At 66.1% G+C, this 18,697-nt stretch carries 20 protein-coding genes; 13 read left to right on the forward strand and 7 right to left on the reverse strand.

Annotated features, from left to right (window positions below):
- Positions 1-87: 87 nt before the first annotated feature.
- Positions 88-495, reverse strand: coding sequence for a Co2+/Mg2+ efflux protein ApaG (apaG, locus tag ASD75_RS21035; protein WP_056748068.1), 408 nt, complete (start codon positions 493-495; stop codon positions 88-90).
- A gap of 89 nt (positions 496-584) precedes the next feature.
- Between apaG and rpe the strand changes: the two genes are divergently transcribed.
- Positions 585-1,265: a ribulose-phosphate 3-epimerase gene (gene rpe, locus ASD75_RS21040; RefSeq protein ID WP_056747837.1), complete on the forward strand. Its 681-nt coding sequence runs from the start codon at positions 585-587 to the stop codon at positions 1,263-1,265.
- A gap of 69 nt (positions 1,266-1,334) precedes the next feature.
- Here the strand turns inward: rpe and ASD75_RS21045 are convergent, their stop codons facing one another.
- From ASD75_RS21045 to ASD75_RS21055, 3 genes are all read right to left on the reverse strand, one after another.
- Positions 1,335-1,727, reverse strand: coding sequence for a hypothetical protein (locus ASD75_RS21045; RefSeq protein ID WP_056747839.1), 393 nt, complete (start codon positions 1,725-1,727; stop codon positions 1,335-1,337).
- Positions 1,728-1,854: 127 nt separating this feature from the next.
- Positions 1,855-4,032, reverse strand: a complete 2,178-nt coding sequence (locus ASD75_RS21050) for a HAMP domain-containing sensor histidine kinase (protein WP_056747841.1) — start codon at positions 4,030-4,032, stop codon at positions 1,855-1,857.
- Complete coding sequence (locus tag ASD75_RS21055) at positions 4,029-4,727, reverse strand: response regulator transcription factor (protein ID WP_056747842.1); 699 nt, start codon at positions 4,725-4,727, stop codon at positions 4,029-4,031. Before ASD75_RS21055 ends, ASD75_RS21050 begins: the two co-directional genes overlap by 4 nt.
- A 230-nt stretch (positions 4,728-4,957) precedes the next feature.
- On the opposite strand from ASD75_RS21055, the gene ASD75_RS21060 reads away from it, so the two are divergent.
- The 3 genes from ASD75_RS21060 to gph all read left to right on the forward strand — a co-directional run bounded on the left by ASD75_RS21060 (position 4,958) and on the right by gph (position 8,620).
- Positions 4,958-6,307: an SPFH domain-containing protein gene (locus ASD75_RS21060; protein WP_056747844.1), complete on the forward strand. Its 1,350-nt coding sequence runs from the start codon at positions 4,958-4,960 to the stop codon at positions 6,305-6,307.
- Between the two features lie 2 nt (positions 6,308-6,309).
- Positions 6,310-7,830, forward strand: a complete 1,521-nt coding sequence (locus ASD75_RS21065; protein ID WP_056747846.1) for a hypothetical protein — start codon at positions 6,310-6,312, stop codon at positions 7,828-7,830.
- Between the two features lie 79 nt (positions 7,831-7,909).
- Complete coding sequence (gene gph, locus ASD75_RS21070; protein WP_056747847.1) at positions 7,910-8,620, forward strand: phosphoglycolate phosphatase; 711 nt, start codon at positions 7,910-7,912, stop codon at positions 8,618-8,620.
- A 19-nt stretch (positions 8,621-8,639) separates the two neighbouring features.
- Here gph and ASD75_RS21075 read toward each other — a convergent pair whose 3' ends face one another.
- Both ASD75_RS21075 and ASD75_RS21080 read right to left on the reverse strand, forming a co-directional pair.
- Positions 8,640-10,289 (reverse strand): methyl-accepting chemotaxis protein, encoded by a 1,650-nt coding sequence (locus tag ASD75_RS21075; RefSeq protein ID WP_056747849.1) that lies wholly within the window; start codon positions 10,287-10,289, stop codon positions 8,640-8,642.
- A 278-nt stretch (positions 10,290-10,567) separates the two neighbouring features.
- Positions 10,568-11,167, reverse strand: coding sequence for a chalcone isomerase family protein (locus ASD75_RS21080; protein ID WP_015016056.1), 600 nt, complete (start codon positions 11,165-11,167; stop codon positions 10,568-10,570).
- A 362-nt stretch (positions 11,168-11,529) separates the two neighbouring features.
- Here ASD75_RS21080 and trpE point away from each other — a divergent pair, with 362 nt between their 5' ends.
- The 9 genes from trpE to ASD75_RS21120 all read left to right on the forward strand — a co-directional run bounded on the left by trpE (position 11,530) and on the right by ASD75_RS21120 (position 17,713).
- On the forward strand, positions 11,530-13,029 hold the full coding sequence (trpE, locus tag ASD75_RS21085; RefSeq protein ID WP_056748069.1) for an anthranilate synthase component I: 1,500 nt from the start codon (positions 11,530-11,532) through the stop codon (positions 13,027-13,029).
- Positions 13,026-13,361 carry a chorismate mutase gene (locus ASD75_RS21090; protein ID WP_056747851.1) on the forward strand — a complete coding sequence of 112 codons (336 nt, stop codon included), beginning with the start codon at positions 13,026-13,028 and terminating at the stop codon, positions 13,359-13,361. Before trpE ends, ASD75_RS21090 begins: the two co-directional genes overlap by 4 nt.
- Positions 13,358-13,942, forward strand: coding sequence for an aminodeoxychorismate/anthranilate synthase component II (locus ASD75_RS21095; protein WP_056747854.1), 585 nt, complete (start codon positions 13,358-13,360; stop codon positions 13,940-13,942). Before ASD75_RS21090 ends, ASD75_RS21095 begins: the two co-directional genes overlap by 4 nt.
- Entirely contained in the window at positions 13,942-14,607 is a 666-nt protein-coding gene (locus ASD75_RS21100) for a LysE family translocator (protein WP_056748070.1), read from the forward strand. Before ASD75_RS21095 ends, ASD75_RS21100 begins: the two co-directional genes overlap by 1 nt.
- 17 nt (positions 14,608-14,624) lie before the next feature.
- Entirely contained in the window at positions 14,625-15,662 is a 1,038-nt protein-coding gene (gene trpD / locus ASD75_RS21105; RefSeq protein WP_056747856.1) for an anthranilate phosphoribosyltransferase, read from the forward strand.
- A 20-nt stretch (positions 15,663-15,682) separates the two neighbouring features.
- Positions 15,683-15,832: a hypothetical protein gene (locus ASD75_RS23970; protein WP_192421952.1), complete on the forward strand. Its 150-nt coding sequence runs from the start codon at positions 15,683-15,685 to the stop codon at positions 15,830-15,832.
- Positions 15,825-16,628, forward strand: coding sequence for an indole-3-glycerol phosphate synthase TrpC (gene trpC / locus ASD75_RS21110; RefSeq protein WP_056747857.1), 804 nt, complete (start codon positions 15,825-15,827; stop codon positions 16,626-16,628). The genes ASD75_RS23970 and trpC overlap by 8 nt, the downstream gene beginning before the upstream one ends.
- Before the next feature lie 70 nt (positions 16,629-16,698).
- Entirely contained in the window at positions 16,699-17,415 is a 717-nt protein-coding gene (locus ASD75_RS21115) for a uracil-DNA glycosylase (RefSeq protein ID WP_056747859.1), read from the forward strand.
- A gap of 28 nt (positions 17,416-17,443) precedes the next feature.
- Positions 17,444-17,713: a DUF3253 domain-containing protein gene (locus ASD75_RS21120; RefSeq protein WP_056747861.1), complete on the forward strand. Its 270-nt coding sequence runs from the start codon at positions 17,444-17,446 to the stop codon at positions 17,711-17,713.
- Between the two features lie 13 nt (positions 17,714-17,726).
- Here the strand turns inward: ASD75_RS21120 and ASD75_RS21125 are convergent, their stop codons facing one another.
- Positions 17,727-18,638 carry a LysR substrate-binding domain-containing protein gene (locus ASD75_RS21125; RefSeq protein WP_056747862.1) on the reverse strand — a complete coding sequence of 304 codons (912 nt, stop codon included), beginning with the start codon at positions 18,636-18,638 and terminating at the stop codon, positions 17,727-17,729.
- Positions 18,639-18,697: the final 59 nt, after the last annotated feature.

Below are 18,697 nucleotides of genomic sequence, written 5' to 3' on the forward strand. Positions count from 1 at the left end.
GGTGGCCGGCCCCCATAGGAAAAGCCGCCCATCCGATGGATAGCGGTCCCATGGAGGGGTGGGCATGGGGGCTGTGGGAATGGTTCTTCAATGCAGCACCCGGCCGCTCAGGGGCTCACCCGACGGGCCGTGGCTGATCGCCTCCAGCACGAACAAGGGCACCGGGGTATTGAAAGGCTCGCCATCTTCGGCCACGCAATGGAAGGTGCCGTGCATGGTGCCACTGGAGGTGCGCAGGCGGCAGCCGCTGGTGTACTGGAACGACTCACCCGGCTTGAGCAGTGGCTGCTGTCCCACCACGCCCAGGCCCTTGACCTCTTCGGTGTGGCCGCGCGCGTCGCTGATGATCCAGTGTCGCGAGATCAGCTGGGCGGGCGCGTCCCCTGCGTTGGTGATGGTGATGGTGTAGGCGAAGCTGAACACCCCGGTGTCCGGCGCAGACTGCTCGGGCAGGTATTCGGGCAGCACTTCCACGTCAAACTGGTACTTTGGCATGGGCCGCATGGTAACCGTGCCGCCCCGTGTTTGGGCAACTCCCACGTGCCAAAACCCCCAGTGGTTCTGCGCTTTGCGACAATCGGGGGATGAGCCGCACATTCCAAATCGCCCCCTCTATCCTTTCCGCCGACTTTGCCCGCCTGGGCGAGGAAGTGCGCAATGTCATTGCCGCTGGCGCCGACTGGATTCACTTTGACGTGATGGACAACCATTACGTGCCCAACCTGACGTTTGGCCCCATGGTCTGCCAGGCCTTGAAGCCCCACGCCAAAACGCCTGCGGGCGTGGCCGTGCCGATTGACGTGCACATGATGATCCAGCCCGTGGATGCCTTGGCCGCTGCCTTTGCCGACGCGGGTGCTGACTACATCAGCTTCCACCCCGATGCCTCGGGCCATGTGCACCGCAGCATCCAGGCCATCCGGTCCAAAGGCGTCAAGCCTGGCCTGGTGTTCAATCCTGCCGAACCTCTGGACGTGCTGGACTGGGTGATCGACGACATCGACCTCATCCTCATCATGAGCGTGAACCCCGGCTTTGGCGGCCAGAGCTTTATCGACTCCGCGCTGCGCAAGATCGAAGCTGTGCGCAAGCGCATTGATGCTTCTGGCAAGGACATTCGTCTGGAAGTCGATGGCGGCATCAAGACCGACAACATCCGCCGCGTGGCTGACGCGGGTGCTGACACCTTTGTCGCGGGCAGCGCCATCTTTGGCAAGCCGGACTACCGGGGCGTGATCGACGCGATGCGTGTGGCCTTGGGCTGATCGCCTCGGTCGCTGCGAAGATTGGGCGCGGATGCCTTTGTGACAGACCCCACCTAATGGGAGGTCAGGCTACTGTTGCGCAGGCACGGTGATGGTGGTCGTGGTCGATTCGCGCAGCACGCCGCCGCCGGAGACTGAGCCACTCGCTGGGCTGCTTTGCACGCGGCGCATGCAATCCGCCTGGTCAGCAGCCGTCTGGAACGCTGCACAACGCTGGGTGGCGTTGTCGGTGGCGGCGGCTCCGGGGTTGCTGAGATCGCCCTTGCGGGAAGCGTCCAGTGCGTTGTTGGCCTCGCGCAGGCAGGTGGCCAGGCTGTCCTGGGTGTTGTTGGTCATGCACTTTTCCCGCTCCTGCTCGTAGCGTGCCCGCGCGTCCTGCGGCGGCGTTTGAGCGGATGCGCCCGCACAGGCCAGCAGCAAGGCCGCAGTGAAGACAGAGGTGGCAAAGGAAAGGCGTTTCATGGAGGGCTCCTGAGGCAATGGCAGACGAAGGTCTGAACCTATGCCTGGAGGGTAGGCGCCGGGGCCATGTGCCCCTGTCGGACAGAGCCGCCCTTGCCCGTGCGCGCGCTTCGCGTCTTGGGCTGGGTCAGCCCAGTCGCTGAAAGGTCAGGATGAAGGCCACGCCATCAGACGTGTTGCGCGCATTGATGGTGCCGCCCATCTTGGCCATGTAGGTTTTGGCCACAAACAGCCCCTGGCCCCGGTGCTCGCCCTCGCCCAGCGGGGTGGGGCTGGCGGGGTCGGAAACGCCCAGCTCAAAAATCCGCTCCAGCAGTTCGTCTGCAATGGTGGATCCCTGGTTGTGCAGCGTAGCGCTGGCGGTGGATTCCGACGCCGTGAGTGTCAGCTTGATGGGGCTGCCTGTGGGGCGATAGCGGTCGGCATTGCGCAAGATGTGGGTCACCACGTCTTCGAGCGCAAACTCATCGGCCCGCACGATGACCGGGCCAGGGTGGCTTGGGCCCAGGTCGTACACCACATCCAGAATGCTCGCAAAGTGGGCGTTGTCGGCCACGTTGCGCAAGAAGGCATCCAGGTCCAGCCGCCCCTCGGGCACATCGGCGGCCTGCAGCGCTTCGGCGGGCGATGCCGTGCCATACAACACATGGATAGCCTGCTGCATGCGCTGCACATAGCGGTGGCCGGGGTCTTGTGGGCCGTTCAGCGCCATCAGCGACTGCAGGGGCGACATGATCTCGTGCCCTACGGCGTGCCACATGTCGCGCTCTTGTTGGGCGCGCAGCTGCTCGCGCTGCAGGTCGTCCTTCACGCGCTGCAGCAGGTCGGCCAAGCCACCGGCCAGAATGCCCAGCTCGTCCGAGCCGCGCAGGTCCGACACATCCAGATCGCCCAGCCGGGGGCCGGTGTGGCCAGGCTGCACGTTGTACGACACGGCGGCGGCGCGGCGGGTCAGGGCTGTCACGCGGCGGATCAGGCCCACCTCGACCACCAGCCAGGCCAGCGCAATGGCGCCCAGCATGGCACCCAGGTACCACGACAGGCGCGTGGCCACAGCGGCCAGGCCTTGCTCCACGCCGCGCAGGTGGCCGGTGAAGTTGACCACGTAGTTGCCGGTGGGCGTGTCCAGAATGTCCAGGGCCGTGGGGGCGGCGGGCGTGGCTGCTGCCGGGCCCACACCTGCGGCCTCCAGCGGCAGCCAGCGGATCAGGCGCAGGAGCCAGGGGGCAGATGGATCGGCCTGCACTTCGACGCCCTTGAGGGTGATGGCGCTGGCTTCGTCACTGCCCAGCTTGCGGATCTGCACACTCTCGCCCGGCAACAGGCTGCGCGAGAGGTCTCCCAGCGATGCGGCCAGCTGCGCGCCGGGTGCGTCGCTGTCGAACAGCGGTTTGGTGTCCTCGCCCGGCGCCAGCATCTCCACCCGCACACGCATCTGCCCCAGGTCTTCCGGCGGCCAGACCAGGCGCTCGTCCTTGCGGAACAGGGCTTCACGGAACAGTTCGACCGGCAGGCGGATGGAGTAGTGGGTGCGGCGCAGGCAGTCGGAGGTGATGGCGGCCCCGCCAGTGGGTTGTTGCACCGATGGGGGCGGCAGGTCGCGGCACTGGCCGTTTTGCCACAGCCAGCCGCGAAAGTCGCGCACCGGCCGCGCGCGGGCTTCGAGCTGCGGCGTGCCGTTGTCCACAAACCCCGTCAGGCGCCCGCGCACGGCCGCGCTGCCTTGTGGGGGCATGGCCTCATACGGCGCAATCCAGCGGTAGGTGGCACCGCGCATGTCGAGGCTGATGCGCGCGCGGTGCGCCTCGGCGGGCACCAAGGCGCCGCGCTCGCGGGGTATCAGCTCGCCGGCATAGAAGCTGCCCACCAGGTAAATGAAGCCGCCCGCATAGGGGTTGTTGCCAATCGCTGCGCACACTGATGCGCCATCGGGGTACTGCACGGAGCAGCCCGCCATCTCCACTGCTTGCTGTGATTTTTGCGGGTCGTCAAAGTCGATGGCCGCATAGGGCAGCAGCAGCGGCGCCAGCGGCGTCACGCCCTGGCCGAGGTGGCTGGCGTTGAGCAGCGCCAACTGACCCGAGGGGTGGCGCAGCCGCGCCATGACCTCGGCCTGGCTGCGCACAAAGCCATGTTGGTAAGCCTGCCAGGCGCGCTCTTTTTCGTCCTTGAGCACTACCACGCTCAGCGCCACCGTGGCCAGGGCCAGCAGCACGAACACCCCGCGCACGAGGATGCGCATGCGGAACGCGGGCAGGCCCAGTCTAGGCATTTCCAGCGCGGGGCGGCGCAGCAGGCGCTTCATTTGCCGACCCAGCGGAACCCGCGCATGGGCACGTTTTCTATTCCCTCAAATCCAGGATCGACTTCACGCAGCGCCTCGCGAATGGTGCTCACATGCTTGCGCACGTTGTCACGGTTGCGGCCACTTTTCACCACCTCGAACAGTTCGTCATACGACACCACCTCGCCACTGCGCTGGTGCAGCGTGGCCAGGATGCGCTGGGCCGTCAGTGGCAGGTTGATGCGCTCGCCGCGCCAGGTGGGGGTGCGCTGCCACAGCGGGTCCAGCACCAGTGCATCACCCACGGGGGCGGAGGGCGCGCTGGCTGGGGCCTGGGCCTGTGTGGTACGCAGGATGTCGAGAAAGGTCTCAATGAAATCGGCCTCTTCGAACGTGGTTTTCTGCAGGTAGTCCCACGCGTCCAGCGCCTTCATGATGCTGCGGTAGATGGCCGCAGGCATGGCCGACACCACCAGCACCGGCGTGCCCTGGCGCAGCTTGTTGATGGCGTTGATGAGGGCCACGCCCGCATGGCGCTCGCGGCCTAACTCAATGTCCAGCACCACCGCGTCGTAGTGCTCGCGGGCCAGCGCGGCCTCGGCCTCGTCGCGGGTAAACCACTGGTCGATGACGATGCCGCTCTTGGCGCTGCGTATCCACCCGGCCAACTGGTTGCTGGTGGGCAGGTCGTCTTCGATCACGGCAATGCGGGTCATAGGCAGGGCGGGGCAGTAGAGGGGTGGGTGGATTATCCCGGCGCCCCGTTCTGGGCGGTGTGAGTTTTTCTTCCGGGACCGGAAGGTTCGTGCGACCGGTGTGAGCGCATTGGGGGCTGCACTGCGTTGTTGCTTCCGGGGTGGATCCGAACAATCGGTCCTCAATGAGCCAGCCACGGCGACGGCTCAGAAACGACAACAACACCGAACCAACCCGAGAGAGAAACACCATGAAAGCCACCTGGAACCGCATCGTGCAGACCCTGAAGGGCCGTCGCTCTACCCCATTGTCCGAAGCAGGCACGGAGCCCGTGCTGGACGCTGAATCGCAAAGCCCTGTGGCAGCCGATGCACGCGGTGCCGATGCCCCTCGCCTGAATTGGGCCTACCTGCTGCCCACCGCCCGCACCGTGCGCTGGCTGACCGCTGGCGCGGTGGTGGCGGCCGCAGGCTTGATGGTGTACCGCAACCCCCCGGTGCAACACCTGGCGCAAGGCGACCTGGGTGTGCGCCTGAACCAGTTCACCGGTGCCGTGAGCCTGTGGCGCGATGGCAGCGTGTGGGTGGTGCCCGGCCTGCACTCAGTGCGGGTGTTCTCCCTGCGTGACCAGAGCTACCGTCCCGAAGCCATGCGCCAGGCCACGGGCAGCGCGCCGCTGCAGTCGGTCGAAGGCCTGTCGCTGGGCTTGGACCTGAGCGTGCGCTACGCCCTGGACCCCAACTCGCCCGCCGTCAAGGCCGGCAACCTGCCCGACAACGTGGGTGTCGACATCGTGGAGCCCGCGGTGCAGGGCCTGGTCTACAAGGTTTTTGCCCGCTACACGGTGCGCGAAATCTTCTCGTCCAAGCGCGCCGAGATTTCGCAAATCATCGAAACCGAACTGCGCGCCCGCCTGGATACCGATGGCGTGACGCTGCGCAGCCTGCAGATCGGCAAGGTGGACCTGCCCGCCGAGTACCGCCGGGGCATGGACAGCCTGCTGGCCGAAGAGTTGGCGTCCGAAAAAATGCGCTACACGCTGGAGCTGAAAGACAAGCGCGTGCGTGAAACCGAACTGGACGCCAACGCCGACAAGGTGCGCCGCGAAGTGGCCGCCGAAGCCGCTGCGCGTGAGCAAGTCATCGCCGCCAAGGCCCAGGAAGAGGCCATGAAGCATGTGCTGCCCTTCAAGCAGCGCCAGATCGAGCAGCGCCAGCTCGAAGCTGAAGCCGAACGTGTGGCCCGCGTCAAAGCCGCTGAAGGCAGCGCCCAGGCCCGCCGCATCGAAGCCAACGGCGAAGCCGACGCCCGCCAGAAGCTGGCAGAGGCCGAGGCCTACCGCATGGACCGCGTGGGCAAGGTCAATGCCGAGCAAATGGCCCGCGAAGGCGCACTGGTGACCAAACACCCGCTGCTCATCCAGAAGACGCTGGCCGACAAGCTCTCGGACAAGATCCAGGTCATCATCGCGCCCCCGCCCACCAATGGCGACTTCATTGGTGCCGCGCTGCTGGGCGGCAACCGCAACGCCCAGGCCGGGGCCGCACAGGCTGCGGCCGTGGCCGAAGACGCCGCCACCACCCAAGCCGTGGAGCAGTGAACATGAACGCCACCTTCGCAACTTTGTTGGCAGCCGTGGCCAGCGCCGCAGTGACCGTGGCGGCCGAGGCCGCCCCCCAGCCATCGCCCAGCGCCCAGGGCAGCGCCATCGTGGTGCAAGACCAGACCAGTCTGCGCGCTGCACCGCGCGATGGTGCCCAGCAGCAGGCCAGCCTGTGGCAGGGCGAGGTGCTGGAGGTGCGTGGCGAGCGCCTCGACTACTTGCAGGTGTGGGACCACAAGCGTGAGCGCGGTGGCTTCATCCGCGCCAGCGATGTGCGCCGCGTGGCCCTGACCGAGGCGGAAGGCCCCGCGCTGCTGGCCGTGATGCGCTTTGTGCAGGAAACGCCAGGTGCCGAGGCGCTGGGCATTGGCCTCACCGCCGCTTACCTGCAAGCCGCGCCCGCCAAGGCTTTGGCGGGTGTGGAGGGTGCCCAGGCTTTCGATGCCCTGGGCACCTTTGCCGACCGGCTGGCGCGCCGTGCCTCGGTGGCCGTGCCGGGCAAGGCCTCGGGTGCCACGTTGTCCGCACACCTGGATGTGGCCAACGGCTATGGCGTGCGCTTTGCCACCTACGAAGTCGAAGGCCGCATGCAGGTCTGCTACGAGGGCGAGGCCTTTCGCCGCCTGCTGGCCCTGCCCGTGGCCGATGCGGAGCAGCGCGCCCGTGCCGTCCTGGCGCTGACCCGCCCCGAATGCATCAACCCCGACCTGCCCGCACACGAGCGTGCCAAGGTCACCAGCTGGCAGGCCGAGGTGCTGGAGCGCGTAGACGTGGCGGGTCTGCCTGGCTACCTGCGCAACCGGGTGCAGATGCGCCGCGCCAGCGTGTGGGCTGCTGCAGCCTTCCAGCAGGCGCGCAAGAACGCAGCCGACCCGGCTGTGGCCGCCGCCGCTGCCCGTGCATTGACCGAATTCACCGGCGTGAGCAAGGCCGACTTGCCCGACGAGGACCAGAGCGCCTACAACGACGCCGCCATGCGGGTGAGTGCGGTGCGCTGGGCGCTGGTGCCTGCTGCTGCACCGGTAGCGGCTGTGGGCACCCGCCCCATGCTACTCACGGAACCCGGTGCCCCCGGCGAAACCTGCGTGCTGCTGGTGGACGCGCAGCACAGCGCCAAGGCCCCGCTGCTGCGCCGCTGCACCTACGGCGTGGTGTGGACTGCATCGGCCAGCACCAACCGCGAAGGCACAGCCTTGGCCCTGGCCGTGCAGCCCATGGAAGGCTGGCGCGAGCTGTGGGTGCTGCGCAAAACGGAAGGCGGCTGGCTGGCCGATGTGCTGCCGCCCGCCGCCGCCACGCCCGAGACCGGCGTGGCCGAATGGGCGGGCTGGGTGCCCGGCGGCCAGCAGATGCTGGTGGCGCGCGAAGCCCGGGGCCAGGGCCGCTACCGCAAGAGTTTTGAGGTGGTGCGGCTGGAGGGCTTGACCACCGAGCGCGTGACGGGCGATGTGGCAGCGCTGCCCTTGTTCCAGCGTTGGCAAGACCCAGCGTGGAAGCGCGAGACGCTCAGTCTGCGGTGAACGAAGCAAGGCAGACCAGCGGAGGATTTGACGGGTTCCGTAAACTTGGTCCCGTCTTCTCTTTCCGAATGCTTGCCCAATGTCTCTCGCCGTTACCCCCTCGCTGTCCACATTGCTCACCGGCGTGGACGCCGCCATCATCGACCTGGACGGAACCATGGTGGACACCATGGGTGATTTCAATGAGGCGCTGAACCGCATGCTGCGCGAACTGGAGCTGCCGTCGATTGCGGCACAGACCATCGAACACATGGTGGGCAAGGGGTCGGAGCATTTGCTGCGTTCAGTGCTCCACCACGTGCTGGCGCAGATAAATCATGCCTCTATTGCTACTGAAATTGAAGCGTTGTATCCATCGGCCTGGGCCAGCTACCAACGTCACTATCTCGCCATCAATGGCCAGTATGCCGGGGTGTATGACGGTGTGGAGGAGGGGCTCCAGGCTTTGCGCGCCCGGGGTCTGCGTCTCGCCTGTCTGACCAACAAGCCCCGGGACTTTGCGCTGCCCTTGCTGCAGTCCAAGGGGCTTGACGGCTATTTCGAGAAGGTCTTCGGTGGCGACTCGTTTGAGCGCAAGAAGCCCGATCCGTTGCCTTTGCTCAAGACCTGCGAAGCGTTGGGCACCGACCCCGCGCGCACGCTCATGGTGGGCGACTCCAGCAACGATGCGCAGGCCGCGCGGGCTGCGGGCTGCCCGGTGGTGCTGGTCACCTATGGCTACAACCACGGCCAGCCCGTGCGGGCCGTGGATGCCGATGGTTTTGTGGATGCGCTGGCGCAGCTCGCCTGAGCTGGCCGAGCCTGCCTGTTCAGGCGGTCAGCTGGCGTGGCGCCACGCTGCGGTAGTCCAGACGTGATGACGCGGGGGGATTGCTGCGCATGGGGGCGGGCGCGGTGCTGCTGGGGCGCGTGGCGTTGTCCGAGAGGCGGAACACTGCCACGGCATCCACCAGCTGGCCGGCCTGGGTCTTGAGGCTGTCGGCGGCGGCCGCACTTTGTTCCACCAGGGCGGCGTTTTGCTGGGTAGCCTGGTCCATCTGCGTGATGGCCTCGCCGACCTGTGAGACGCCCTGGCTTTGTTCGCTGCTGGCAGCGCTGATCTCGCCCATGATGTCGGTCACGCGCCGAATCGCGCTGACCACTTCGGTCATCGTGGCGCCGGCCTTGTCCACCAAGGCCGTGCCGCGCTCCACGCGTTCCACACTGGTTCCAATCAGACCCTTGATCTCCTTGGCGGCCTCGGCGCTGCGTTGCGCCAGGCTGCGCACCTCGCCCGCCACCACCGCAAAGCCCCGACCCTGTTCGCCCGCGCGCGCAGCCTCCACAGCCGCGTTCAGCGCCAGGATGTTGGTCTGGAAGGCGATGCCGTCGATCACGCTGATGATGTCGGCGATCTTGCGGCTGCTGTCGTTGATGCCCTTCATGGTGTCCACCACCTCGGCCACCACATCCCCGCCCTGCACGGCCACGGTGCTGGCGCTCATGGCCAGTTGGTTGGCGGTGCGGGCGTTGTCGGCGTTCTGGCGCACGGTGGAGCCCAGCTCTTCCATGGAGGCTGCGGTTTCCTCCAATGCGCTGGCCTGCTGTTCGGTGCGGGCACTCAGGTCGTTGTTGCCTGACGCAATCTCGGCACTGGCCGTGGCCACGCCCTCGGCGCTGTTGCGCACGTTGCCCACGATGGTGGCCAGGCGCGATTGCATGGTGGACAGTGCCTGCAGCAACTGGCCGGTTTCGTCATTCCCACTGGTGGTAATAGGGTGTGTCAGATCGCCATCTGCAATGCTTTCGGCGGCTTGTTGGCCTTGCTGCAAGGGGCGCACGATGGAGCGCGTGACGGTCAGGCCCATCAATGCGCCGAGCGCGACGGCCACCAGCGTGCCCACGCCCAACAGCACCTGGCTGGCTTTAGCCAGGGTGGAGGTGTCTGCCTGGCTTTCGGCCAGCTGGGCGGCCATGGTTTTGCGCAGGTCGTCGAGGGATTGAAGGTATTTGTCGGCCAGCGGGCGCAGGTCTTTGTCCACGAGGGCGGGCACGTTGGGTTCGCCACCGCGGTGCAGTTCCCGGATTTCGTTGAGCTTGTCGTTGTAGGCCTGCCGGGCCGTCGCAATTGCGGCCAGAAGCCCCTTGGCCTGGTCGCCTTGCACCAGTGCCTCAATGCGCTTGACCTTGGCTTCCATGCCCTTCGCCGTCGCCTGGGTGTCGGCGGTGAGCTTGTCCATGTAGTCGCGGTCGATGGCCTTGAGGAAGGCCTCGGTGCGTACCCAGTTCAGCCGGATGTCTGACGCCCAGTCCTCCACAAGGGTTTGCTGCTCGATCTCCTGCGTGGCGACGCGCTCGCTGGCACTTTGCAGGCTGGCAATGCGCCACATCCCTGTGGCCGCAATGAGAGCCGTGATGAGAAGAATGGCGCCGAAGGATGCGCCCAGGCGCAGGCCGACGGAAAGGTTGCTGAGTTTCATGGTGGTGTCTGGCGCGTAAGGGGGCTGGAGGCAGAAGGAGCGTTACAGACGGCTCGTTGCGGGGCGCGGATAGCGCACAAAGCTCGGTTCAGGCCGTGGCCTCGGGCGCTGCGGGTGCACGCAGCGGGAGGCCGGTTGTCGCGTTGTCAAAAGGGCTGGAAAGGTTGGGCAATGGCTGGGGCGGGGACTGAGGCACAGGCTACTCCCGGGTAGGGGGCGCGTCTGTCGGGCGCGCGACAGCCTTTGCCGGGAGGGCGTGGGTGTTTGCCCTAGGACAACTAGGACGATGACTGGGCGGTCTTGCCCAGCAACGCGTCCTTGAGCTTCCAGTCAGCTGGCGCATTGCCCAGCCAGATACCCAGCAACGCGTTGAAGAACTCGGGTTCCTTGAAGGGCTCTCCCTGCGGCTTGCCCTTGACGGTGATGATGGTGCCGGTACCCGGAATCCAGTCGATCTGGAACTGGTCTCCCGCCACCAGCTTCTTGTGGTCCGAGAAGATCTGGCTCATGCGGAGCACGCCAGGAATGAGCTTGGAGAATGCCGCGCGGTCCATGTTGTCCTCCATGCCGCGCGAGAACAGCTTGCCCAGCTCGGTGGAGTCGATGTCGCGCAGCATGGTGATGCTCATGCGCTTAGGGCCCTTCTGGGCCATGACGTCGGCGGGTGTGCCGGCTTTCTTTTCGAGATAAAGCCCTGCCGTGTATACCTTGAACACCGCCTTGTAGCGCACCCCTGCGCCGTTGAGCTGCAGGGTGCTGCCGCTCAGGCTGGCGGTTTCTTCGTATTTCACGTCGGCCACGGTAATGGGCTGGGCAATGGCACTGGCTGCCAACAGGCAAGCTCCCGCCATCACAGCGCATCGCGTCAGGAATTTCATGCGCAGCTCCTAAAAAAGAACGGTCGTTCGTTTCAAATTGTTGCAGCGCTCCTGTCGGGCCGCAACAGGGTTTTCGAGCGGTTGTGCGATCTCGCTGTGAGGGCTGTCAAATCAGCCCGCTAAAAAAGCTTTGCTACACTTTGGCCCATGTTCATTCACCACGTGTTCATCACAGGTTGCAGCGACCGGGGAGCCTGGCCCTGGCGTCAGCCTGTCCTTTTGAACGCCTGATAGCACCTGGGCAACCGCCCCAGCGTGCACCCGTGGCCTCCACCCCGATGCGGTGAGGCCGATTGAATGGACCGCAGCGCCCCTTTTTCATTGCACAGGGACACGCGCTGCGACAGCTGGGAGCTCTCCCCGTGATCACAGAACTTGAATTCAAAAGCCTGGCCAGCGAAGGCTACAACCGCATTCCGCTCATGGTCGAGGCCTTTGCGGACCTGGAAACCCCGCTTTCGCTCTATCTGAAGCTGGCGCACACCAAAGACGGCGGCAAGCACAGCTTTCTGCTCGAATCCGTGGTGGGCGGTGAGCGCTTCGGGCGCTACAGCTTCATTGGCCTGCCCGCCCGCACCCTGCTGCGCGCCAGCGGCTTTGGCGACCAGGCCAGGACCGAGGTGGTGACCGACGGTCAGGTGGTCGAGACCGCGCAAGGCAACCCGCTCGATTTCATCGAGGCCTACCAAAAGCGTTTCAAAGTGGCTTTGCGCCCCGGCCTGCCGCGTTTTTGTGGCGGCCTGGCCGGTTACTTCGGCTACGACGCGGTGCGCTACATCGAAAAGAAGCTGGAGACCACCTGCCCACCCGACACTCTTGGCTGCCCCGACATCCTGCTGCTGCAGTGCGAGGAGCTGGCCGTCATCGACAACCTCTCGGGCAAGCTCTACCTCATTGTCTACGCCGACCCGGCCCAGCCGGAGGCGTACGCCAAGGCCAAGAAGCGCCTGCGCGAGCTGAAAGAGCAGCTCAAGTATTCGGTGAGCGCCCCCGTGGTCAAGGCCACCGAAAGCCACCCCGCCCAGCGCGACTTTGCCAAGGCCGACTACCTGGCCGCCGTGGAGCGCGCCAAGGAGCTGATTGCCGCAGGCGATTTCATGCAGGTGCAGGTGGGCCAGCGCATCCACAAGCGCTACACCGAATCGCCCCTGTCGCTGTACCGCGCGCTGCGTTCGCTGAACCCGTCGCCGTACATGTACTTCTACGACTTCGGCGACTTCCATGTGGTGGGTGCGAGCCCCGAGATCCTGGTGCGCCAGGAGAAGACCGACGAAGGCACCAAGGTCACCATCCGCCCCCTGGCCGGTACCCGCCCGCGCGGCGCCACGCCCGAGAAGGACAAGGCCACAGAGGTCGAACTCATCAACGACCCCAAGGAGCGTGCCGAACACGTGATGCTGATCGACCTGGCGCGCAACGACATCGGCCGCATCGCCCAAACTGGCACCGTGAAGGTGACCGAAGCCTTTGCCGTGGAGCGCTACAGCCACGTGATGCACATCGTGAGCAACGTCGAAGGCATCCTGAACGAGGGCATGACCAGCATGGATGTGCTCAAGGCCACCTTCCCCGCAGGCACGCTCACCGGCGCGCCCAAGGTGCACGCCATGGAACTCATCGACCAGCTCGAACCCACCAAGCGCGGCCTGTATGGCGGCGCCTGCGGGTATCTCAGCTACGCGGGCGACATGGACGTGGCCATTGCCATCCGCACCGGCATCATCAAGAACGGCACGCTCTACGTGCAGGCCGCCGCCGGCGTGGTGGCCGACTCGGTGCCCGAGCTGGAATGGAAAGAGACCGAGCACAAGGCCCGCGCGCTGCTGCGCGCCGCCGAACTGGTCGAGGAGGGGCTGGAATGACCCGCGCCATTGCCAAAGTGAGGGCCTGCACCACCATGCAGGATGTGCGCCGCGAAGTGAACGCGCTGGACGACGTGCTGGTGCCCCTGCTGGTGGAGCGCGTGGGCTACATGACCCAGGCCGCCCGCATCAAGCAAGGTGTGGAGCAGGTGCGCGACGAAGCGCGCATCCAGGCCATCGTAGACCGCGTGCGCGAACGCGCCCAGGCCGAAGGCGGCGACGCCGACGTGATGGAAGCCATCTACCGCAGCCTCATGGAAGCCTGCATTGCCTATGAACACCGCGAGTTCGCCCGTCTGCGCGAGCCCGCCCTTGCCGGGAGCGCCGCATGAAACTCTTGATGGTCGATAACTACGACAGCTTCACCTACAACATCGTCCAGTACTTTGGTGAACTGGGCGCCGAGGTCGAGGTGTTCCGCAACGACGAGATCACCGTGGCCGAGATCGAGGCGCGCCTGAATGCGGGCCAGCTTGACCGCCTGGTGATTTCGCCCGGGCCTTGCTCCCCTGCGGAAGCGGGCATCTCGGTGGCCGCGATCAAGCACTTTGCCGGCAAGCTGCCCATCCTGGGCGTGTGCCTGGGCCACCAGAGCATTGGCGCGGCCTTCGGCGGCAAGATCATCCGCGCGCAGGAGCTGATGCACGGCAAGACCAGCGTCATCACCACCACGCAAAAGGGCGTGTTTGCGGGCTTGCCGGAAAAGTTCACGGTCAACCGCTACCACTCGCTGGCCATCGAACGCGCCACCTGCCCCGATGTGCTGGAGGTGACGGCCTGGACGGAAGACGGCGAAATCATGGGCGTGCGCCACAAGACGCTGGCGATCGAAGGCGTGCAGTTCCACCCCGAAAGCATCCTCACCGAACATGGCCACGCCATGCTCAAGAACTTTCTGGAGCAGCGCACATGATGATCGACACCCACCAGCTGGTGATGTTCATAGCCGCAGGCTGGCTGCTCAACCTCACACCCGGGCCCGATGTGCTCTACATCGTGACCAACGCGCTCAAGTCTGGCACCCGCGCGGGCATCGTGGCGGGGTTGGGCATCACGGCCGGTTGTTTCGTGCACATCTTTGCGGCCGCCGTGGGCGTGGGCGCGCTGCTTGCCACCTCGGCCACGGCGTTCACGGTGCTCAAGTGGATCGGCGCGGCCTACCTGATGTGGATGGGCGTGCGCATGCTGCTGTCCAAGCCTGGTGCGGATGGCGGCAACAGTGCTGCCCTGGAGGCGGCGCAGGCGGCCCCTGCGCAGCACACACCGCTGCGCAAGGTGTTCTTGGGCGGTTTCTGGACCAATGTGCTGAACCCCAAGGTCGCCATCTTCTTCCTGGCCTTTGTGCCGCAGTTCATCGCGCCGGGCACGGACAACAAGGCGCTGGCCTTTGTGCTGCTGGGTGTGCTGTTCAACATCAACGCCATCCCTGTGAATGTGGGCTGGGCGCTGGCCGCCTCGTGGATGGCGCGGCGCGCCACAGTGATCCAGCGCAGCATGCACTGGCTGGACCGCGTGGCGGGTGCCATGTTCATCGGCTTCGGACTCAAGCTGGCTCTGACGGACCAGCCCTCCGCTTAAATACCAGGAGACATTCCATGCCCATCACCCCCCAGGAAGCGCTGCAGCGCACCATCGAGCACCGCGAAATCTTCCACGACGAGATGCTGCACCTGATGCGGCTCATCATGAACGGCGAACTCTCGCCCGTCATGACCGCGTCCATCATCACCGGCCTGCGCGTGAAGAAGGAAACCATCGGCGAGATCACCGCAGCCGCGCAGGTGATGCGCGAGTTCAGCACCAAGGTGCACGTCAAGGACGCGACCCACATGGTGGACATCGTGGGTACGGGCGGCGACGGAGCCAACACCTTCAACATCTCCACCTGCTCGATGTTCGTGGCCGCCGCAGCGGGCGCCAAGGTCAGCAAACATGGCGGGCGCGGTGTGTCGAGCAAAAGCGGCAGCGCCGATGTGATGGAGGCCCTGGGCATCCACATCAACCTCAAGCCCGAGCAGATCGCCCAGTGCATCGCTGAAGTGGGCATCGGCTTCATGTTTGCGCCCAACCACCACCCGGCCATGAAGAACGTGGCCCCGGTGCGCAAGGAATTGGGCGTGCGCACCATCTTCAACATCCTGGGCCCGCTGACCAACCCGGCCGGTGCGCCCAACATCTTGATGGGCGTGTTCCACCCCGACCTTGTGGGTATCCAGGTGCGCGCGCTGCAGCGCCTGGGCGCCGAACACGCGCTGGTGGTGTACGGCCGTGACGGCATGGACGAAGTGAGCCTGGGCGCCGCCACGCTGGTGGGTGAGCTGAAGAACGGCCAGATCACCGAATACGAGATCCACCCTGAAGACTTCGGCCTGCCGATGGCGAGCAACCGCGCCCTCAAGGTCGAAACACCCGAGCAGTCGCGTGAGATGCTGATCGGCGTGCTGAAGGGCGAACCCGGTGCCGCGCAGGACATCGTCTGCCTGAATGCAGGCGTGGCCCTGTACGCCGCCAACGTGGCCGAGTCCATCCAGACGGGCATTGCCAAGGCACGCGCTGCGATTGCCTCCGGCGCCGCGCTGGCGAAGCTGGAGCAGGTGGTCACGCGCACGCATGCGCTGGCCACAGCGGTCTGATACGGCGGCCTGACCCAGCCATGTGGCACGACCCGGGCACCTGGATCGCACTGGGCGTCTCTGCCCTGTTCATCGTGGCCGGGGTCGTGATGCATCGCGTGTTCACCCGCATTCTGAAACAGGGCTCCGCTGAGCCCACCGAAACCGACAAGGCAGCCAACCATGAGTAGTGACATCCTCAATAAGATCGTGGCCGTCAAGCACGAAGAAGTGGCCGCCGCCAAGAAGCGCCTGCCGTTCGACGCCATGCGCGCCGATGCCGAGAGCCGCGTGCTCACGCGCGACTTTGAAGGCGCGCTGCGGGCCAAGATCGCCAAGGGCCAGGCGGCGGTGATTGCCGAGGTCAAGAAGGCCAGCCCCAGCAAGGGCGTGCTGCGCGCTGACTTCGAGCCCGCTGACATTGCGCAAAGCTATATGGAAGGCGATGGCAAGGTCAGCGCGGCCTGCCTGTCGGTGCTGACTGACCGGCAGTTCTTTCAGGGCCAGCCCGACTACCTGAAGCAGGCCCGCGCCAGCACCCTGCTGCCAGTGCTACGCAAAGACTTCATGGTGGATGCTTACCAGATCTACGAATCCCGCGCCATGGGCGCCGATGCCATCCTGCTGATCGCTGCCTGCCTGGATGACGCGCAGATGGCTGACTTCGAGGCCATTGCCCGCAGCCTGGACATGGCCGTGCTGGTGGAGGTGCACGACCGCCCCGAGCTGGAGCGGGCGCTCAAGCTCAAGACCCCGCTGGTCGGCATCAACAACCGCAACCTGCGCACGTTTGAAGTCACGCTGGACACCACCCTGGGCATGCTCAAGGATGTGCCTGCGGACCGTTTGCTGGTCACCGAGTCCGGCATCCTCAAGCCTGCCGATGTGAAGACCATGCGCGACGCGGGTGTGCACGCCTTTCTGGTGGGCGAGGCCTTAATGCGGGCGGATGACCCTGGCCTGGCGCTGGCCAGGCTGTTCGCTTGATAGTGATCGATCACTATGTTTTTGATAGCTGCTGGAGCATATGTAACTAGCGCTACCAACCCATTTCGCCATGAATCCCTCTGAAATGCCCGCCACGCAACTCCAGACGGCCCAACCCGCCGACTGGCCGGTGGCCCCTGGCTGGCAGCCCTTGGTGGACGCCTTTTTTGCAGGCGCGCGTGGGCAGGCGTTGCTCGCGTTCTTGCAGGCGCGGTTGCAGGCGGGGGCTGCGATCTTTCCGCCCCAGCCGCTGCGCGCGCTGGAGCTGACGCCACCCGAGGAGGTGCGCGTGGTCATCCTGGGGCAGGACCCTTACCACGGCCGGGGCCAGGCCGAGGGGCTGGCGTTTTCCGTCGCGCCAGGCGTGCGGCTGCCGCCCTCGCTGCAGAACATCTTCAAGGAAATGCAGCGCGACCTGGGGGTGGCGTTTCCCCCGTTCCCGAACCCCGGCGGTAGCCTGGTCAAGTGGGCAAAGAATGGCGTGCTGCTGCTCAACACCTGCCTCACGGTGGAAGAGGGCCAGGCCGCCAGCCATGCGGGCAAGGGCTGGGAAGAGCTGACCGACACCGTCATCCGCCACGTGGCCGAGGGCCCGCGTCCGGTGGTGTTCATGCTCTGGGGCTCGCACGCGCAGGGAAAGCGCGCGTGGATTCCCGCAGACCGGGGGCACCTGGTGCTCACGTCCAACCACCCCTCGCCGTTGTCGGCGCTGCGCCCGCCCGTGCCCTTCATTGGCAACGGGCACTTTGGCAAGGCGCGGGATTTTCGCGCGCAGCACGGTTACTGAGCAGGGTTCGCAACACCGCGAGCGCGCCATGACCGACGCAGACGTGGAGGCGCAAATCTTTGCCTTGCTGGCGCAGCGCAAGCCGCACACGACGATCTGCCCGTCAGAGGTCGCTCGGGCGTTGGTGCCAGAGGGCGGTGACTGGCGCCACTACATGCCTCAAGTCAGGCAGGTGGCGCAGGTTTTGGCACATCAGCAACGCCTGCGCGTCACGCGCGGCGGGGTGCTGGTGGATGCCACGGCGCCCGGCGGCCCGATTCGCCTCGGCCGGCCGATGGATGACCAGCCCCGCGCCTAGCCCACGCCAAGGGCTACCACGGCTGCGGTAGCCGCTCCTTGAGCAGTTCCAGAAACGCCTGCGCCGCCACCGGCAGGCTGCGTTCGGCCAGGGTCTGGAGTTCGATGTCGCGCAGGTCCATGCCGGGGTCGCTGATGGGCAGGGCGACGATGGCGCCTTCGGCCACCAGGTGGCGCACGGCGATCTCGCTGGCCACGGACAGGCCGCCGCCCAGCTGTACAAAGTTGACCACCGTCTTGGCGTGGTTGCTGATGAGCACGGCTTCGAGCTGCAGGCCCTGGCGGCTGCAGACGATGTCGATCATCTGGCGCACCGTGGTTTCGGCCGGGGGCAGGGCCAGCGGGTACCCGGCCATCTGCGCCAGGGTCACGCTGCCTGCGCTGGCCAGCGGGTGGCCCGGGGGCAGCAGGGCCAGCACCGGCGCGCTCTGGCGATAGGCCACGTCGATGTCCTTGTGCGGTGCGCGGCTGAAGCACAGGCCGATGTCGGCTGCGCCGCTGCGCACGGCGTCGGGCACCTGGGCCGTGGGCAAGGCGATCACGCTGAACTGCACCCCTGCGTACGTGCGCTGGAACTCCACGCACAGGCGCGGCACCAGCTCGTTCGCAAACGCATCCGATGTGGCCAGGCGCACCTGCCCCGCACGCAGGCCCTGCAGCGCGCCGATCTCGCCCAGCGCGCGCTCGGCGTCCAGCAACGTGCGGCGCGCGTGCACCGCGAGGATCTCGCCCGCCGCCGTCAGCACCATGCCGCGCGGGTGGCGCTCAAAGAGGGGCGTGCCCAGCTGGGCCTCCAGCCCCGCGATCTGGCGGCTCAGTGCCGAGGCGGCCACATGCAGCCGGGCCGAAGCCTCGGTGAGCGATCCACTCTGCGCCACGGCCAGAAAGTAGCGCAGGGTGGTGTCTTGCAGCAGGTGGGGACGCATGGAGGAAGGGGCGGAGAGGGAGGTGTTCAGTATGCGCCGGTTTGCCGTGGTGGCAAAGC

It is taken from the genome of Acidovorax sp. Root568, from assembly GCF_001427445.1.
Taxonomy (GTDB): domain Bacteria; phylum Pseudomonadota; class Gammaproteobacteria; order Burkholderiales; family Burkholderiaceae_C; genus Acidovorax; species Acidovorax delafieldii.